Annotated in this window: 17 protein-coding genes; 7 read left to right on the top strand and 10 right to left on the bottom strand. The window is 62.8% G+C overall.

What is annotated here, in order from left to right; genetic code table 11:
• Positions 1-53: 53 nt before the first annotated feature.
• Both LPB072_RS03695 and queA read left to right on the top strand, forming a co-directional pair.
• The gene (locus tag LPB072_RS03695) at positions 54-677 is read left to right on the top strand and encodes a flavin reductase family protein (protein WP_066092580.1); all 624 of its coding nucleotides are present in this window, start codon (positions 54-56) and stop codon (positions 675-677) included.
• A 264-nt stretch (positions 678-941) separates the two neighbouring features.
• Positions 942-2,060 (top strand): tRNA preQ1(34) S-adenosylmethionine ribosyltransferase-isomerase QueA, encoded by a 1,119-nt coding sequence (gene queA, locus LPB072_RS03690; protein WP_066091743.1) that lies wholly within the window; start codon positions 942-944, stop codon positions 2,058-2,060.
• Positions 2,061-2,456: 396 nt separating this feature from the next.
• Here the strand turns inward: queA and LPB072_RS03680 are convergent, their stop codons facing one another.
• From LPB072_RS03680 to LPB072_RS03665, 4 genes are all read right to left on the bottom strand, one after another.
• The gene (locus tag LPB072_RS03680) at positions 2,457-2,660 is read right to left on the bottom strand and encodes a hypothetical protein (RefSeq protein WP_066091738.1); all 204 of its coding nucleotides are present in this window, start codon (positions 2,658-2,660) and stop codon (positions 2,457-2,459) included.
• 229 nt (positions 2,661-2,889) lie between these two features.
• Entirely contained in the window at positions 2,890-3,312 is a 423-nt protein-coding gene (locus LPB072_RS03675) for a GFA family protein (protein WP_066092577.1), read from the bottom strand.
• Positions 3,313-3,442: 130 nt separating this feature from the next.
• Positions 3,443-3,808, bottom strand: a complete 366-nt coding sequence (locus LPB072_RS03670) for a glyoxalase/bleomycin resistance/extradiol dioxygenase family protein (RefSeq protein WP_066091735.1) — start codon at positions 3,806-3,808, stop codon at positions 3,443-3,445.
• 90 nt (positions 3,809-3,898) lie between these two features.
• Positions 3,899-4,384: a cupin domain-containing protein gene (locus tag LPB072_RS03665; RefSeq protein WP_231943415.1), complete on the bottom strand. Its 486-nt coding sequence runs from the start codon at positions 4,382-4,384 to the stop codon at positions 3,899-3,901.
• A 444-nt stretch (positions 4,385-4,828) separates the two neighbouring features.
• Between LPB072_RS03665 and hemE the strand changes: the two genes are divergently transcribed.
• Together hemE and priA are read left to right on the top strand one after the other, a co-directional pair.
• Positions 4,829-5,923, top strand: coding sequence for a uroporphyrinogen decarboxylase (gene hemE / locus LPB072_RS03660; protein ID WP_066091732.1), 1,095 nt, complete (start codon positions 4,829-4,831; stop codon positions 5,921-5,923).
• 389 nt (positions 5,924-6,312) lie between these two features.
• Positions 6,313-8,460 (top strand): replication restart helicase PriA, encoded by a 2,148-nt coding sequence (gene priA, locus LPB072_RS03655; protein ID WP_066091729.1) that lies wholly within the window; start codon positions 6,313-6,315, stop codon positions 8,458-8,460.
• Here priA and LPB072_RS03650 read toward each other — a convergent pair whose 3' ends face one another.
• From LPB072_RS03650 to LPB072_RS03640, 3 genes are all read right to left on the bottom strand, one after another.
• On the bottom strand, positions 8,461-9,582 hold the full coding sequence (locus LPB072_RS03650; protein ID WP_066092570.1) for a M14 family metallopeptidase: 1,122 nt from the start codon (positions 9,580-9,582) through the stop codon (positions 8,461-8,463). It lies immediately after the preceding gene.
• Entirely contained in the window at positions 9,579-10,808 is a 1,230-nt protein-coding gene (locus LPB072_RS03645; RefSeq protein WP_066091726.1) for a M20 aminoacylase family protein, read from the bottom strand. The genes LPB072_RS03650 and LPB072_RS03645 overlap by 4 nt, the downstream gene beginning before the upstream one ends.
• A 132-nt stretch (positions 10,809-10,940) precedes the next feature.
• On the bottom strand, positions 10,941-12,095 hold the full coding sequence (locus tag LPB072_RS03640) for an ABC transporter substrate-binding protein (protein ID WP_066092567.1): 1,155 nt from the start codon (positions 12,093-12,095) through the stop codon (positions 10,941-10,943).
• A 94-nt stretch (positions 12,096-12,189) separates the two neighbouring features.
• On the opposite strand from LPB072_RS03640, the gene LPB072_RS03635 reads away from it, so the two are divergent.
• The 3 genes from LPB072_RS03635 to LPB072_RS03625 are packed head-to-tail and all read left to right on the top strand — an operon-like array spanning position 12,190 to position 15,684.
• A complete protein-coding gene (locus tag LPB072_RS03635; RefSeq protein WP_066091723.1) occupies positions 12,190-14,250 on the top strand; it encodes a molybdopterin-containing oxidoreductase family protein in 2,061 nt (686 codons plus the stop codon).
• On the top strand, positions 14,247-15,338 hold the full coding sequence (locus LPB072_RS03630; RefSeq protein WP_066091720.1) for an aminopeptidase: 1,092 nt from the start codon (positions 14,247-14,249) through the stop codon (positions 15,336-15,338). Before LPB072_RS03635 ends, LPB072_RS03630 begins: the two co-directional genes overlap by 4 nt.
• Positions 15,339-15,360: 22 nt before the next feature.
• Complete coding sequence (locus LPB072_RS03625) at positions 15,361-15,684, top strand: polyhydroxyalkanoic acid system family protein (protein WP_066091717.1); 324 nt, start codon at positions 15,361-15,363, stop codon at positions 15,682-15,684.
• Between the two features lie 51 nt (positions 15,685-15,735).
• Here LPB072_RS03625 and LPB072_RS03620 read toward each other — a convergent pair whose 3' ends face one another.
• The 3 genes from LPB072_RS03620 to LPB072_RS23810 all read right to left on the bottom strand — a co-directional run bounded on the left by LPB072_RS03620 (position 15,736) and on the right by LPB072_RS23810 (position 17,280).
• Positions 15,736-15,990: an acyl-CoA-binding protein gene (locus LPB072_RS03620; RefSeq protein ID WP_066091714.1), complete on the bottom strand. Its 255-nt coding sequence runs from the start codon at positions 15,988-15,990 to the stop codon at positions 15,736-15,738.
• A gap of 42 nt (positions 15,991-16,032) precedes the next feature.
• Positions 16,033-16,806 carry a type III pantothenate kinase gene (locus tag LPB072_RS03615; protein WP_066091711.1) on the bottom strand — a complete coding sequence of 258 codons (774 nt, stop codon included), beginning with the start codon at positions 16,804-16,806 and terminating at the stop codon, positions 16,033-16,035.
• A gap of 63 nt (positions 16,807-16,869) precedes the next feature.
• The gene (locus LPB072_RS23810; RefSeq protein WP_231943495.1) at positions 16,870-17,280 is read right to left on the bottom strand and encodes a rhodanese-like domain-containing protein; all 411 of its coding nucleotides are present in this window, start codon (positions 17,278-17,280) and stop codon (positions 16,870-16,872) included.
• Positions 17,281-17,399: the final 119 nt, after the last annotated feature.

The raw sequence follows: 17,399 nt of genomic DNA, 5'->3' as shown, positions 1-17,399 counted from the left end.
GCATCCCAACTGCGCGACACCCGCCGCCCTTGCCTGCCCACACAATGCGAACCATGACCACCGACGCCATTCACTTTTACGAACCCGCCCAGGGCCACGGCCTGCCGCACGACCCGTTCAACGCCATCGTCGGACCACGGCCCATCGGCTGGGTGTCCACGCGCAGCGCCGACGGCGTGGTGAATCTGGCGCCCTACAGCTTCTTCAACGCCTTCAACTACACGCCGCCTATCGTCGGCTTCTCCAGCGTGACCTACAAAGACACGGTGCGCAACATCGAAGCGACCGGCGAATTCGTCTGGAACCTGGCCACGCGCGATCTCGCCGAGGCCATGAACCAGACCTGTGCCGCCGTAGGGCCTGAGGTCGACGAATTCGCGCTGGCCGGGCTCACGCCCGTTGCCTCGAAACTGGTGAATGTGCCCAGGGTGCAGGAAAGCCCGGTCACCTTTGAATGCAAGCTTTCGCAGCTGATCCGGCTGACCTCCGCTGCGGGCGAGCCCATTGACAGCTGGCTGGTGCTCGGCGAAGTGGTGGGCATCCACATCGCGCAACACCTGCTCAAAGACGGCGTGTACGACACCGCCAACGCCGGTCACATCCTGCGTGGCGGCGGCCCGGCGGACTATTTCACGGTGGGCCCGGAGCAGTTGTTCAAGATGTACCGGCCGCGTTGATCGGCCTTGGGCTCTGAGACAATCGGCGTCTTTCAAACACTTGGAACGGGCGGGGTCTGTCTCGGCGCCAACGGGAGCCGAAAAACGTGCGCAGCGGATGCGATGCAAGGCGCGAAGCACAGCGATGCTTCGCGCATCGCGCGCATCGCGCGCATCGCGCGCATCGCGCGCATCGCGCGCATTCGCAACGCCGCAGCGCGCCCGCTTCGCACGGAGGGCGGCGCCCGCTGGTGTCGAGACAGACCCCTCTAACCCTCAAGACGCATGCAGCCTCAGCGCACCCGCGACTTCACCGTCGCCGATTTTGATTTCACCCTCCCCGATGAGCTGATTGCTCAACACCCCGCCGCCGAGCGCAGCGCTTCCCGCCTGCTGGACGGGCGCAGCGATGAAGCCCCGGTGGACCGCATCTTTCGCGAATTGCCCTCGCTGCTGAACCCCGGCGATCTGCTGGTGTTCAACGACACGCAAGTGGTCAAAGCCCGCCTGTTTGGCGAAAAAGCCTCCGGCGGCAAGCTGGAGCTGCTGATCGAACGCGTTTTGCTGCCGCACGAAGCCCTGGACGGCAGCGCCAACGAAGTGGTGGGCCACATTCGGGTCAGCAAAAAGCCCCAGCCCGGCGGTTTGCTGCACATGGTGGGCGGCCTGAAAGGCGGTGGTTTTGACGCCACATTCCTGGGCCGCTGGCCCGATGCGCAAGGCCAGCTGTTTCGCCTGCGCCTGCAAGGCCCGGGCACTGAAACGCCTTACGACCTGATGGCGCAACACGGCCACGTGCCCCTGCCGCCCTACATCACCCACGCCGACGACGCCGATGACGAGCGCCGCTACCAGACCGTGTTCGCCCGCGTGCCCGGCGCGGTGGCCGCACCCACCGCTTCGCTGCATTTCGACGAAGGCGTGTTGGCCGCCCTCAAGGCGCGCGGGGTCGAGACCGCCAGCGTGACGCTGCATGTGGGCGCGGGCACTTTTGCGCCCATGAAAACCGAGCAGATCAGCGAACACGTGATGCACCACGAGCGCTACGCCATGCCGCCTGAAACGGTGCAAGCCATTGCCGCCTGCCAAGCGCGCGGTGGGCGTGTCGTGGCCGTGGGGACCACCACCGTGCGCACGCTGGAAACCTGGGCCCGCAACAGCGAAACCCAGGGCGACACCAACATTTTCATCACACCCGGCTTTCGATTCGAGGTGGTCGATCTGCTGGTGACCAATTTCCACCTGCCCAAATCCACGCTGATGATGCTGGTGAGCGCCTTCGCTGGCTACGAGCGCGTCATGGATTTGTACCGCCATGCGGTGGCCAGCCGGTACCGCTTTTTCAGCTACGGCGACGCCATGCTGCTGCAGCGCCAGCCCCCGTCAACACAGCGCTGCAGCTGACCGGCCCGGCCCGGCAGCCCATGGGGCACCGAGGCCCACACAGTCTCGAGATGAGACGGGGCGAGCGGATCGCCTGTGACCATATCGAAAGCGGCGCCAAAAGCCTCAGCAGCATGGCCCCCTTCGGCCCCGCCTGGCACGACATTGCAATCGGGTACAAATGCCAGGCAGACGCCCAGAAGCGACTCACCACCACGGTGCTCGCCGGCTCCGCCCCTATGCCCGCCACTGGAGAGACAAGAACAGAGTGGCCATCTCGCCAGCCGATGCTGAAAAACGGGTGACCTGGATATTGGCGCTCGACAACCCACGCAGAGCAGCGGCGCTGCCTGCCAGCGCGCCTCCGGGGGGAGGCCGGGTTGACCGCACAGGGGATCTGCGGCTGGTTGAGCGCGTTCAGTACCTCAAAAAATAGGGCAGCGCGATCAAGGCGACGCCCACAGCGAGCAGCACAGGCACGCTGGAAATGGCATAAGGCACCACCATCAGCGCGAGGCCACAAAGCAGCGGTACAGGGGCCCTTTGCTTCTTGCCGTAAACGAAGAAGCCGGTGCCAATGGAGCCAAACAGCAGGCCCCAGAAAATGAGAGTGGTGTTCATAAAGCTGATGAGCGCTGTTCGTCAAAAACCGATTTGACATCAACCCCCTGGGCTTGAGTGCCAAGAAGGTCGCAAACCGTATGGCCACCGGCCACGCCGCGCACGGCACGGCACGGCACGGGATTTGAACCCGATCCCTGACTTTGCCAGGATGGATACCGTGCAACAGCGCGACAAACCTGGGCATTGGCGACGCCTGGCACCGGGTTTGGAACCCCACATCCCCCCGCTAGCGGGTGTGGGGCCAACCTGCTTCAGGCGCAGCAGCCTCAATGTATTGGGTCACGCCTTCAGGAATGACTTCCCAGCTTGCTTTGGAGCCAACATAAAGGTGTTGTGCAATTTCGATGTCAGGACTGCCATTGACGCAGCCCAGCGACACCTGAAAAACCTGGCCTTCACAAACCGTGCAAAGCGTGGAGCCGCAGAGGCTGCAAAACTGCAGGCCATAACCATGAAGGCCCACATAGGTTGACAACAACGACTCGCCTGAAAGCCATCTGAATTCAGCCGGATCCACCAAAGCAGTTGCCGAGGCTTGCGCGTTAAAGGCCTTGCGGCAGCGAGAGCAATGACAGGATTTCGCGTCACGCAACCGACCATTTATCTGGTACTGAACGGCTCCACAAAAACACCCACCCGTGATTGGCATACTGTTCCCCACGATGCCCACAGGCGCGCACTGCAGCATCCAAAGCGAATTGCAGCTTCACCCTCAACGCAGGTTCATGCTGCAATTCAATTGCGTTTGCAAAAGTGTTCTGATCTTCACACCTTGCCCGTTAGCCATCAAGATTTTCACCAAACATGATTCGATGGCCGTCAATGGTTCGAATGCCAAATTCTCGCATTCCCCAGGGTTCACTCCGGACCGGTTTCGTCACTTCCGCCCCGCGCTCAACGATCTCGGCGTAATACCGGTCTGCACTGTCCACGATCAGGTAGGCAAAATACGAATGATCGCCCAGGTCCCGCACTGGCATCGAATCGGGGCAATGCCCCACCATCATCCGGCAACCGTCTCGCTCAAACATCCGCCAACCGCCATCGCCCACCTCGCGAATGGTGAACCCCAGCACCGATTCGTAGTAATTCGCAGAATCAACGAGATTCCGGACCGCGAGTACAAACATGTTGCTGCGAATCATTGTTTTCACCAACGGTGGAAATGAGCGGCCCGCAACAGCGGACACTGCATGAACGACGGAACCGTTCGCACTCGCTGACAGGCGTGCACGCTACCCATACGGCACACCGTTCTTGTGGAAAAACCTCCACTGCCCCTCGACCAGCCGCGCCTCGAGATCTTCGTCCGGATACGACGCCGCATCGTCGGCCGTTCGATCTCCGACCTCCAGGTACACCACGACCCCATCGGTTTCATTGACCAGGCGGTGACCGTTCCCGGTACCGGCTTTGAAGCCCGAACACATCCCCGGCGCAAGCTCGGTTCGGCCCTCATCCGTTTGAAGCGTGGGGTTGCCCTGCAAGATGTAGACGAACTCGTCTTGTCTGGTGTGGGCGTGTCGCAGTGAGGAAACCGCGCCCGGCGCAAGGTGCGTGAGGTTCACGCCGAAGTTTGACAAACCGAACAGATCCCCCAACTGCCGCTTCGCTCGACCGCCCATCTGCGATGCAAATGGCTCCGGATATGCGGAGGGCTTGCGGCGGACAGGAACGTCGGCGGCAACCACCGCGATGGGCTTCGGTTCTTTGGGCATCATCAGTTCTCCTGGCGTCTTGACAGCGACCAACGTTTGAATAGAGCCAACTGTTGGTGGTCGGCAGCAAAGCACAATGGGACGACCGTCCACCGTTGTCCACCACCGGAGTCGCTGCGCGTTTCGCTGGCCTGCGGCCGCCCCACTGGGCAGTCTATGACGAAACGGGTTGCATCAAGTCGCACTGATTCTTGCGGATATCTTGAAAGACCGCCACCGTGCCGTAGTCTTCTGTCCTCGGTTCTCGCAAGAACACGACTCCCACTGCGTCACAGCTGTTGAAGTCTCGCCAGAAATCGTCCGTGTACAGGAACAGGGGCAAGGCTGCCCAACCGGTACGCGGTCCTTGACCTCCTCAGCACGGCTTCTGAGCCAGCGCAAACCCCGGGCTCATATGAGGCGGGATAATCACGGCCAACCTTTGATGACACCGTACCGGATACCCCCATGAGCTTCGCCCCCCTGCAAAACGACACCTTCCTGCGCGCTTGCTTGCGCCAATCCACCGAGTACACCCCTGTCTGGCTGATGCGCCAGGCGGGTCGATACTTGCCGGAATACCGCGAAACGCGTGCCAAGGCGGGTTCGTTCATGGGTCTCGCGACCAACACCGACTACGCCACCGAAGTGACATTGCAGCCGCTGGAGCGTTATGCGCTGGATGCGGCCATTTTGTTTTCCGACATCCTGACCGTGCCCGACGCCATGGGTCTGGGCCTGTCGTTCCAGATCGGCGAGGGGCCGAAGTTTGCCCGGACGGTGCGCACCGAGGCCGATGTGGCTGCGCTGGCCGTGCCCGACATGGAGAAGCTGCGTTATGTGTTTGACGCGGTCACTTCGATTCGCAAGGCACTCAATGGCCGGGTGCCGCTGATCGGCTTCTCGGGCAGCCCCTGGACGCTGGCTTGCTACATGGTCGAGGGCGGCGGGTCAGACGATTACCGCGCGGTGAAGAGCCTGATGTACAGCCGCCCCGATCTCATGCACCAGATTCTGGCGATCAACGCCGACTCGGTTGCCGAGTACCTCAACGCCCAGATTGACGCTGGCGCACAGGCTGTGATGGTGTTTGACAGCTGGGGCGGCGTGTTGGCCGATGGCAAGTTCCAGGAATTCAGCCTGGCGTACACCAAGCGGGTGTTGGCCCAGCTCAAGCGCGAAAAGGACGGCGTGGAGATTCCCCGTATCGTGTTCACCAAGGGCGGTGGTCTGTGGCTGGACGAAATGAAGGACGTCGACTGCAACGCTCTGGGCCTGGACTGGACGGTGAACCTGACCAAGGCGCGCGCACTGGTGGGCGACAGCAAGGCATTGCAGGGCAACATCGACCCCAATGTGTTGTTTGCGCCACCCGAGCGCATCGACGCGGAAGTGGCCTCTGTTTTGGAGAGCTTTGGCAAGCCGCACCAAGGCGAGGGCACCGGCCCCACCCACATTTTCAACCTCGGCCACGGCATCAGCCAGTTCACGCCGCCAGAGCACGTTTCTGCCCTGGTCGATGCTGTGCACACCCACTCCAGGCGCATTCGGACTCAAAAGTAAGCATCCATGCCTGAACGGGGGGTTAAACCCCCCGATTCGCCGCCCAAGCCGGTCTTGCCAAGCCTTTAGCACAGAAATACCGGAAAAAAGCGCTTGACACGGATCAGTTATACACAAATCCCGTGTTGCGGCGCATCAAAATGTTCAACACCATGCTCGACGCCTATCAAGATCGGAACGCTGCGCTAAGTTGTTGATTTCATTGAACTTTGATTTTTGCCCGATTTGTGGGCATTCTAAGCAAAGCCTTGATTTTCAAGGCTTCCCGGCGGGCCAAAGCAATCTATCAACAAAGTTATCCACAGATCCTCTGGATAGACTGTTAAGCGCAAGCAAATCAACGACTTAGGCACGACTTCAACAGTTGAAATGAGGAAAAAGCACTAACCATGGTTTTCTGGCCCAGCGTCATCGTGGCGACCCCGGCGCACAGCGGCGTGGGCCACACCCTGAGCTACCGAAGTGAGTTCTTGCTCACGCCGGGCACACTGGTGCGCGTTCCCCTGGGTACGCGCGAGGTGTTGGGCGTGGTGTGGGATTGCCCGAATGCTGCGCCCGAAGATCTCAACGAAGCCAAGGCCAAAAACGTGATCGGCGCCCTGGAAGGATTGCCGCCGCTCAATGCCCGCTGGCTCAGACTCATCCGTTTCGCCAGCCAGTACTACCAGCGCGGCCTGGGCGAGGTGGCCTTGGCGGCCCTGCCGCCTCAACTGCGCGAGCTCGATGCGGCGCAACTGGCCAGGCGCATGAAGAAGCGCGCCAAGCTGGCCACCGCGATGCCAGACGGCGACACACCTGCCAGCGATGCCGCCGATACCGGCCATGAACTGAGCGAAGAACAAGCCCAGGCGCTCGCTGCGCTGGAGACCGCCCAGGCGCCGGTGCTGCTGTTTGGCGCCACCGGCAGCGGCAAGACCGAGGTTTACCTGCGCGCCACGCGCCGCGCACTCGACGCGACGGCCCCGGGCAATGTGACCACGCAGGTGCTGGTCATGGTGCCCGAGATCAACCTCACGCCGCAGCTGGAGGCGCGCTTTCGGGAGCGCTTCGAGCCGGTGTACGGCGCCGGCGCCGTGGTGTGTCTGCACAGCGGCATGACACCCGCCCAGCGGCTGGCCAGCTGGCTGGCCGCGCACACCGGTGGCGCGCGCATCGTGCTCGGCACCCGCATGGCGATTTTCGCCAGCATGCCCGGGCTGCGCCTGATCGTGGTCGACGAAGAACACGACCCCAGCTACAAGAGCCAGGAAGGCGCACGCTATTCGGCCCGGGATCTGGCGGTGTACCGCGCCAAGCTGGAAAGCGATGCACTGGCTGGCCAGGGCCAGCGCTGCCTGATCATTCTCGGTTCGGCCACGCCATCGCTGGAAAGCTGGCACGCCGCCGACCAGGGCCGCTACCTGCGCCTGGCCATGCCCGCGCGCATCGGTGGCGGCGCCCTGCCCCGGCTGCGGCTGGTGGACATGAACCACCAGCCCAAAGGCGCCGTGATCGCACCGCCTTTGCTCGCCGCGATGGCCGAGCGCATTGAGCGCGGTGAACAATGCCTGGTGTTGCTGAACCGGCGCGGCTACGCGCCGGTATTGGCCTGCCACGAGTGCGGCTGGAAAAGCGGCTGCCCGCATTGCAGCGCCTACCGCGTGTTCCACAAACTCGACCGCACGCTGCGCTGCCACCATTGCGGCTTCACCGAACGCGTGCCCCGCGCCTGCCCCGACTGCGGCAACCTGGACATCGCGCCCGTGGGCCGCGGCACCGAGCAACTCGAAGAGCAGATCGCTCAGTTGCTGGCTGGCGTCAAACGGCCCGACGGCGAACCGCCCCGCGTGGCCCGCATGGACGCCGATACCACCCGGCTCAAAGGCAGCCTGGAAACCCAACTGGCTGCGCTGCACAGCGGCGAGGTGGACGTGCTCGTGGGCACGCAGATGATCGCCAAGGGCCACGATTTCCGGCGCATCACGCTGGTGGCCGGGCTCAACGCCGATTCGGCCCTGTTTGCCAGCGATTACCGCGCGCCCGAGCGGCTGTTTGCCCTGCTCATGCAGGCGGCCGGACGGGCCGGACGCGATGCGGCCTTCATGGGCACCCAGGGCGGCGCCAGCGAAATGTGGATTCAAACCTGGTACCCGCAGCACCCGTTGTTTGCCACACTCAGGACCCACGATTTCCCGGCCTTTGCCACAGAGCAACTCGAAGAGCGCGAATCGGCCGCCATGCCGCCCTATGGCTCGCAAGCCTTGCTGCGCGCCGACGCGCGCACCCAAGCCGCCGCGCAAGCGTTTCTCAACATCGCGGCCGATCAGGCGGCTGGCCTGCCACACCGAGACGAGATCACACTCTACCCCGCCGTGCCGCTCTCCATCCAGCGGGTGGCGAATGTGGAGCGGGCGCAGATGCTGGTCGAATGTGCCTCGCGAAGCGAGTTGCAGCGCTTTCTGGCGGCCTGGCAGCCGGTATTGCACGCTTGCCGCAGCGCACCCGAAGCCAAGGGCCTGGTGCGCTGGGCGGTGGATGTGGACCCGCTGACGATCTGATCAGAGCTCGGCGGCGACAAGCTTGCTCTGTGCCAAACCATCCACGGCCTGGAACATGGATTGCCGCGCCTGCACCACGATCTGGGCGCGCCATTCGTCGGTGTTCACGTAAAACGCGTCGCGCATGGTTTGGTGAATCCGGGCTTTCAATGCAGGCGGTGCATCCGGGTGCAGGTGCAGCCAATGGTCACCACGCAGGGCTTGCAACACACCGGAGAACGGCACAGTGCCGTACTCCATGGCGATACCGGTGTACTCGGCTTGCGGACACTCTTCGTAGGCGGCATTCATCAACATCCCCGTGATGAAGGCGGATTGGGAACTGCCATCGTAAATCGACGTGACCGGCGTGCTGCCGCCTGCACTCCACCAGGCGCTGGCCCGCTGCATGGCAGCGGCGTCATCGCGGCAGGCGAAGATGCGTTCGCCCAGCCCGCTGGGGCCAAGCCCCGTGTGCAGGTCGATCCAGGCGATGTGGCTTGCTGCCTGGGCATGGTCCTGCAAGACCCGGCGCAGAGTGACATTGCTCCAGGTTGGCGAGGTGCCACCAAAAAAGAGCCCTTCCGGGAAATCGTGCTGTCCCTGCGATACGGCGGCTTGAAACCGGGTAAACCCGTGCTCAGCGATGTAGGCCTGTATCGAGGCCTCGTTCTCGGCGCTGGGTGGCCAGGTGGCGGGCAACAACAGCCCATGAATGGCGCCGTAGGCCTCATTGAGCGGCAAGGGTTGGCTGAAATCCTGGAAATTGCGGTTGATGTCCACGTTTTCGTGGGTCACCCGGCGCAGATGCGAAAAACCGTGGGGGTTCAACGCATGGATGTAAAGCACAGCCACACCAGCCTCGTGCGCGTGTTGCCGCCAAGCTTCATCGTGGGCCGCGAACACCTGCACACCCGAGCCACAAAAACCTTCGGCCCCGTGACAGGCACTGCTCACAATCAACAATTTGTCGGCGTTCGCCGGCCCGTCCAGCGCCACATCCATGGCCAGGGTTTCACCCTCCATGCCTGGCAAGGGGTGGTTGTAGCTGCGGATGGCCAGGCCAGCGGCGGCCGTCGCTTCCAGGAACTTCACCCGGGCCCGCGCGTAGCTGTGCGAAAACCCGTCCTGGGGGCTGATCATGCTGCTGCCCCTGCGGCCACTCTGGCCATCCATTGCTCGACCGTGCGCACCCAGAACGTGGCCCCCAGCGGAATGAGGTCGTCGTTGAAGTCGTAGTGCGGGTTGTGCAGCATGCAGGGGCCAACATCGTGCCCCCCGCCTTCATACCCTGCGCGGTGTGCCCCCTCACCGTTGCCAATGAACAGGTAGCAGCCGGGGCGTTCCTGCAGCATGAAAGAGAAATCTTCCGCCCCCATGGTGGGCTCCTGGTTCCACACCTGCTCGGCGCCCACGATTTCGGTCAGCACCTCGCGCACGAACGCCGTTTCGGCCGGGTGGTTCACGGTCGGCGGGTAGTTGCGGCGGAAATGGAACTCGCAGGTCGCGCCAAAGGCGGCGCAGGTGTGCTCGGCAATGTCTTTCATGCGCTGCTCGATCAGGTCGAGCACTTCGAAGGTGAACGTGCGCGCCGTACCGCGGATTTCACAGCTGTCAGGCACCACGTTGACCGCCTCGCCCGTATGGATCATGGTGACCGAGATCACGCCCGCGTCCACCGGCTTCTTGTTGCGCGAAATGATGGTCTGAAAGGCCTGAACCATCTGGCAGGCCACCGGCACCGGGTCGATGCCGTTGTTGGGCATGGCCGCGTGCGAACCCTTGCCATGGATGACGATACGAAAATCGTTGCTAGACGCCATCACCGGCCCGGTGCTCGCGGCGAAGGTCCCCACCGGCATGCCCGGCCAGTTGTGCATGCCAAAAACGGCATCCATCGGGAACTGCTTGAACAGGCCATCGGCAATCATTTCCCGCGCGCCGCCGCCGCCTTCTTCAGCCGGCTGGAAGATCAGGTAGACCGTGCCGTCGAAGTCGCGGTGTTTGGCGAAATGCTGCGCAGCGGCCAACAGCATGGCGGTGTGGCCGTCGTGGCCGCAAGCGTGCATCTTGCCGGCGTGCTGGCTCTTGTGGGCAAAGGTGTTGAATTCCTGCATGGGCAGGGCATCGATATCGGCTCGCAAGCCAATGGCCTTGCCGCTTTTTCCGCCGTCGCGCCCATGCACGATGCCGACAACGCCGGTGGTGCCCAGACCCCGGTGAATCGGTATGCCCCATTCGGTCAGCTTGGCGGCCACCACATCGGCGGTGCGCTGCTCTTCAAAACACAGTTCGGGGTGGGCATGGATATCGCGGCGAACAACCGCCATGCCGGCGGCTTGGGTCAAGATGGAGTCGATCAGTTTCATGGAATCCTCGATGGGTCTGGGGCGGTTCCGGGGAACACCGGCGCACAACGAGCTTCATCGTAACCAATGAGCAGGCAAGGAGCGAAACCGACGGGACACCCGCCGGCCTGCTGTGCCGCTCAACAGCGGCATTCAGCGGCGCACCTTGCCGTCTTCGGTGAGCAAAGTCAGTTCAACAAAGCTTGAGCCCACCCGCTGTTGCGTGCCAAAGTCCAGCACATAGCCTCCCAGGTTGTGCTTTTGCATACCGGCCATCGCATCGACAAAGCCCTCTCGGGTGAGGTTGCGCCCGGCCCGTTTGACACCTTCGGTGAACGCCTTGGCCGCCACAAACCCTTCCATGCCCGAGTAGTTGGGCGCGATGCCCCGTTTGTCTTTCAGGGATTTCAGATACTCGGCAGCAATGGGAATGGCCGTGTTGTAGGGGAAGGGCATCACCTGGCTGACCACCACCCCTCGCGCCACGGAACCCAGCTCGTCCAGAAGTGCCTGCGTGCCCACGAACGACACGTTGTAAAAGTTGCGCGTAAAGCCCTGGCTGCGTGCCCTGCGCACAAATGCGGCGCTGGCCTGGTAGCTGCTGATTTGCACGATGGCTTCGGGGTGGCTCGCAAGAATGGTTTTGACCGCGTCCCCTACTTCTGTGGAGTTGCGCTCGACCATGGCGCTGGCGACGGGCGCCAGTTGAGCCTCTTTCAGCGCGCGCTCCAGCCCGGCGACCACCGTCTTGCCGTGGGTATTGTTTTCGTAAAAAATGGCAATGCGCTTCGTCCCGACCGACTTGAATTGCTTCACGATGGCCGCGGTTTCATCGGCGTACGAAGCGCGCAAATGAAAGGCATAACGGTTGAACGGCTCACGCAAGGCTGCGTCACCCGTACTGGGTGCAAAAAACGGCATTCTTTCTGCGCTTGCCAAAGGCAAGGCAGCTTGGGAGGTGAGCGTGCCCACATACCCGAACAGGGCAAACACACCTTGCTCGATCAAGCTGCGCGTATTGCTCACACAGCGGGCGGCGTCGTTGCCGTCGTCCAGGCGGCTGATCTCGATGGTGCGCCCGTTGACACCCCCCTGGGCGTTCAGCGCATCAAAATACAGCTTGGCACCGAGGAATAACTGCAGCCCCAACTGCTCCGAATGACCGCTGAACGCGGCCGACTGGCCCAAAACAATTTTTTCACCGGTCAACCCGGCGAGCTGCTGCGCGTGGCTTAGACGTGGAAAGGCGCCCAAAGAGGCGGCCCCCAGCAAACCTGCCCCTTGTAGGAGCGCCTGACGTCGTAGCATGATGAAAATCTCCTGATATTCTGAGGCGCCTTTTTGGTCACTCTGGATCTCCCCGCATTCTTGCGCTGGCACACTAGAACACATAGATACATTTATGACATCCGCAGAAACCAGCGGTTTGCAGACAACCGTCCGTGGCGCTTGCCCACACGACTGCCCCGACACCTGCGCCCTGATCACCACCGTTGAAAACGGCGTGGCCATCCGGGTGCAAGGCAACCCCGACCACCGCCACACCGATGGTGCGCTGTGCACCAAGGTCTCGCGCTACACCGAGCGCACCTACCACCCCGAGCGCATCCTCACACCGCTGAAGCGCACGGGAGCCAAAGGCAGCGGCCAGTTTGAGCCCATCGGCTGGGACGAAGCACTGGACACCATCGCTGCGCGACTCAAGCCCATTGCAGCGCAAAACCCGGAGGCCATATTGCCTTACAGCTACGCCGGCACCATGGGTCAGGTGCAAAGCGAAGGCATGGCCGCGCGGTTTTTCAACCGGCTAGGCGCCTCGTTGCTGGAGCGCACCATTTGTTCAACCGCTGGCGGAGAAGCGCTGATCAACACCTTTGGCGCCAAAGTGGGCATGCAGCTGGAGCACTTCGCCGAGTCACAACTCATCCTGATCTGGGGCAGCAATTCGATTGCCAGCAACCTGCATTTCTGGCGCCTGGCCAACCAGGCGAAACGCAACGGCGCGCGCCTCGTGTGCATTGATCCGCGCCGCTCGGAAACCGCCGACAAGTGCCACGAACACATCGCCCTGCGCCCTGGCACCGATGCGGCGCTCGCGCTGTCGCTGATGCACCAGCTCATCACCCACGACTGGCTGGACCACGACTACATCGAGCACCACACCCTGGGCTGGGAGGCCTTGCGCGAACGGGCCATGTTGTGGCCGCCGGAGCGGGCCGCCGAGGTCTGCGGCATTGCGGAGCAACAGATCATCGATCTGGCAAAGGCCTACGGCACGACAAAACCCGCCGCGATCCGGCTGAACTACGGCATGCAACGTGTGCGCGGCGGCGGCAACGCTGTGCGCGCCGTGGCCTGCCTGCCCGCGCTGGTTGGCGCCTGGCGGCAACGGGCAGGCGGTATGTTGCTGTCTTCGAGCGGCCATTTTCCGGTGCAACGCGCCGCGCTGCACCGCCCCGATTTGCTCGCCGGGCGCACTCCGCGCCTGCTGAACATGATCACCGTGGGCAACGATTTGCAGCGCGAAAGCTCGCCGGATTTCGGCCCCAGGGTGGAAGCCTTGATCGTCTACAACAGCAACCCTGTGGCGGTGGCGCCCGATTCGAGCCAGGTGGTCAAAGGCTTCGCCCGCGAAGACCTGTTTACCGTCGTGCTGGAGCATTTCCAGACCGACACCGCCGACTACGCCGACATCATCCTGCCGGCCACCACCCAGCTCGAACACTGGGATGTGCACGCCGCCTACGGCCACACCGACGTGCTGCTCAACCAGCCTGCCATCGCCCCGCAGGGCGAAGCCCGCAGCAACGCCAGCATTTTCCGGGCGCTGGCAGCGCGTATGGGATTCGACGATCCCTGCTTCCAGGACAGCGATGAGACCTTGGCCAAGACCGCCTTCGGCGAAACCGTCAGCTTCGACACCCTGATGGACCAAGGCTACGCCACCCTGCCATTGCCCGAAGCGCCCTTCGCAGAAGGCAAGTTCCCCACACCATCGGGCCGCTGCGAATTCACCAGCAGCCGCCTGGCCGCGCGCGGGCTCGATCCTTTGCCCGATCACCTGCCCAACTTCGAAGCCGTTGGCAGCGACGCGAGATTTCCGCTGGCCATGATTTCGCCCCCCGCGCGCAACTTCCTCAACTCCAGCTTCGTCAACGTGAAAAGCCTGCGCGACATCGAAGGCGAGCCGCTGCTGGAAATCCACGCCGACGACGCCGCTTCGCGCGGCATCGAAAGCGGGCAAGTCGTGCGGGTGTACAACCAGCGCGGCGAGCACCGCTGCAAGGTGCAGATTTCCAAGCGCGCGCGTCCGGGCGTGGTCAACGGTCTGGGCATCTGGTGGCGCAAGCTGGGGATGGATGGCACCAACGTCAACCAGCTCACCAGCCAGCAAGTGACCGACATGGGCAATGGCCCGGTGTTCTACGACTGCCTGGTGCAGGTTGAGCGCGACATGGCATGAGCCTTCGAACGGTGCGCATGGCGGGTTTGCTGCTTGCAGCGCTGGTGCTCAGCGCCTGCGCCAGCTCGAGCCATGGCATGGGTTATTACTGGCAATCGGTCTCCGGGCATCTGAAACTGATGCACGCAGCCAGGCCCATCGACGACTGGCTCGCCGACGCCCAAACGCCAGAGGCCCTGCGCAAGCGCTTGCTGCTCGCCCAGCGCATCCGCGCCTTTGCTTCCAGCGAACTCCAGCTCCCTGACAACGACAGCTACCGGCGCTACGCCGACCTGCACCGCAAAGCCGCGGTCTATAACGTGGTCGCCGCGCCACCCTTGTCGCTCAAGCTCAACCAGTGGTGCTTCCCCGTGGTCGGTTGCGTGGGCTACCGGGGCTATTTTGATGAGGGTGACGCCCGCACGTTTGCCAGCAGCCTGCCCAGCGAACTGGAAGTGGCTGTGTACCCCGTTCCCGCTTACTCCACCCTGGGCTGGACCAACTGGGCCGGTGGCGACCCCTTGCTCAACACCTTCATCGGCTACCCTGAAGGCGAACTCGCCCGCCTGATCTTTCACGAACTCGCCCATCAGGTGGTTTACGTCTCGGGGGACACCGCCTTCAACGAATCGTTCGCCACCGCGGTGGAGCGCCTTGGCGGCGAGCGCTGGCTGGCGCAGTCCACCGGCACTGCGCGCACGCAGTACCAAGCCTTTGAATCCCGCCGGCGGGCGTTTCGCGAGCTCACCCGCCGCACACGCGACCGGTTGCGAACCATCTACGAAGATCCCGCCCGTAGCGACGAAGCCAAGCGCGCAGACAAGGCCGGTGTCATGAGCGAGTTCCATATCCAATTTGCCACGCTGCGTGACCAGTGGAGCGGTTTCAAAGGCTATGACAAATGGGTTGCCCAGGCCAACAACGCCAGCTTTGGCGCACAGGCCGCCTACGACGATTGGGTGCCCGCGTTTGAAGCCTTGTTCCAGCGCGAGGGGCAGAGCTTTGACCGTTTCTTTGAAGCCGTTCGCCAACTGGCCAATGAAACGCCGGACAAGCGCCTGAACCAGCTGCGCGCCCTGAGCCCTGCCTCAACCGCCAGCAGCCACTGACCTCAAACCACGACCTCACCCCATGGCCGATATCCATATTCACCGTGCACACAAACTGGGCCTGAACGCTGCGCGGGAAATTGCCGCCCAATGGTCGCAAGAAGCCCAATCCAAGCTGGAAATGGCATGCGCCTATGCTCCGGGCGAAGACAGCGATGAACTGCAGTTCAGCCGCCCAGGTGTCAAAGGCACGCTCACCATTTGCAGCGACCACTTTGAGCTGAACGCCCAGCTGGGCTTTTTGCTCAGCGCCTTTAAAGCGCAGATAGAAGGTGAGATCGTCAAGCATCTTGACGATCTGCTGGCCAGGAACCACCCCAAACCACGCGCAAAAAAGCCCACTTGAGCCCTCCCCTGTTCAGGGTGGCCAGCGGTGGGCACCGGAAAGCGCCGGGGCTCAGCTCATCGATTCAATCAGATCAATGTATTGCTGCTGAGCCACTTCGGTGCTCGCGCCTTTGACCGCATTCCATGCGTCCCACTTGGCGCGCCCCACCATATCGCTGAAACCGGGTTTTTTTTCGGTCACGTCACCCTCGGTGGCCTGTTTGTAAAGGCCGTACATCTTCAGCAGGGTGGCGTTGTTGGGGCGCTCGCTGAGATTTTTGGAGTTGGCCACAGCGGCTTCGAACAAGGTGTTGAGATCGGACAAGGTGTGCTCCTGTGAGTGAGAAGGGTGACCCCGATCATCGCATCAGCCTGGCGCCATGCGGCGGTGAGCGATTTCCAGAAGGCCATCAAAAATGAGGCTGTCCACCAATTCACAAGGCGTGGACATGCTGGGCGCCATCTTCCAGCCCGCACCACCGGTCATGTAGACCGCAGGCACCACGCCGCAATGGCGCTGCAGGTTGTCGGCCATGCGCTGAACCGCACCCGAAATGGCAAAAGTGCCGCCACTGGTCAAGGCATCGCTTGTGTTGGTGGGGAAATCACAGACGTCGCCCGTGGGCACATGCAGCCCGGCCGTACCTGATTCCAGCGCCCGCAACATGATGCCGTGACCCGGCAAAATGATGCCTCCCAGGAATCGGCCCTCCGTGTCGATGGCCTCCACAGTCACCGCTGTGCCGACCATGACCACGACGCATGGGCGTGGCGGGCCACTGGCGAGCAGGCGCTGACGCGCACCGATCATGGCCACCCAGCGGTCGGATCCCAAACGTGCAGGGTGGTCATAACCGTTGCTCACGCCCGCTTCCGAAGCGGTTGAAACAACCCACTGCGGCTGCGTATCCCACAGTTCGTCGAGTTGCTCCATCACGCGCCGTTTCACGGGATCGCCCGCCACCACGCAGCCGAGCACCCATTTCGGCTCAGCCAGCGAGGTCCATTCGCCATCGCTCAGGGTTTCGATGTTTTCAAGAAACTGCGCGCCATGCGCCAACAGCTTCGCGCCCACGCATGGGGTTTCGTACACGGCCCACTTCAAGCGGGTGTTGCCAACGTCGAGCGCCAAAAAAGTCATGCGCGCATTATCCCTGCGCGGCGCACGAGGGCTTTCCCGGTGGTCGGATCGCCGCTGCGCGCTTCAATTCTGGCGCCAGGGCAGGCCATGGTGACGCCATCCGCCCTTGTTGCCTCGGTGGGCGTCGGCATCGGGATCGCCCTCAAATCCTTCGAGAATGTTGTAAGCCTCAAGTCCCAGTTCGGTGGCCCGCTTGGCCGCGGCAATGGATCGCACCCCGCTGCGGCACAGCAAAACCAGTTTCTTGCCGTTGGCCGCAGCCTGCCTGACGCCCTCATCAAACGCCGGGTTCATGGCCATGCCGGGCCACTGCTTCCACGCCAGTGGCAGGGCGCCGGGTACGTAGCCCACCCATTCGCGCTCGGCATCGGAGCGCACATCAACCATCGCGGCCTCGCCCGACTGGAACCATTGCCAGGCCAGTGCAGGCGACACATCACCCGCATAGGACGCGTCCACGGCGCGCGGCTGCATCAGCAAGGCTCCGTCGGCGTCGTGGCGAATCCCCGATGTGAGGTTGGCGGGAACGGCTTCGTCTATGCGCTTGGGCCTGGGCAGATTGAGCGCGTCCATGATGGCGATGAACTCGGCCT

This window comes from Hydrogenophaga crassostreae (assembly GCF_001761385.1).
GTDB lineage: Bacteria > Pseudomonadota > Gammaproteobacteria > Burkholderiales > Burkholderiaceae_C > Hydrogenophaga > Hydrogenophaga crassostreae.
The sequence above is the reverse complement of the archived record's forward strand: the minus strand, read 5'-3'. Positions and strand labels throughout refer to the sequence as shown.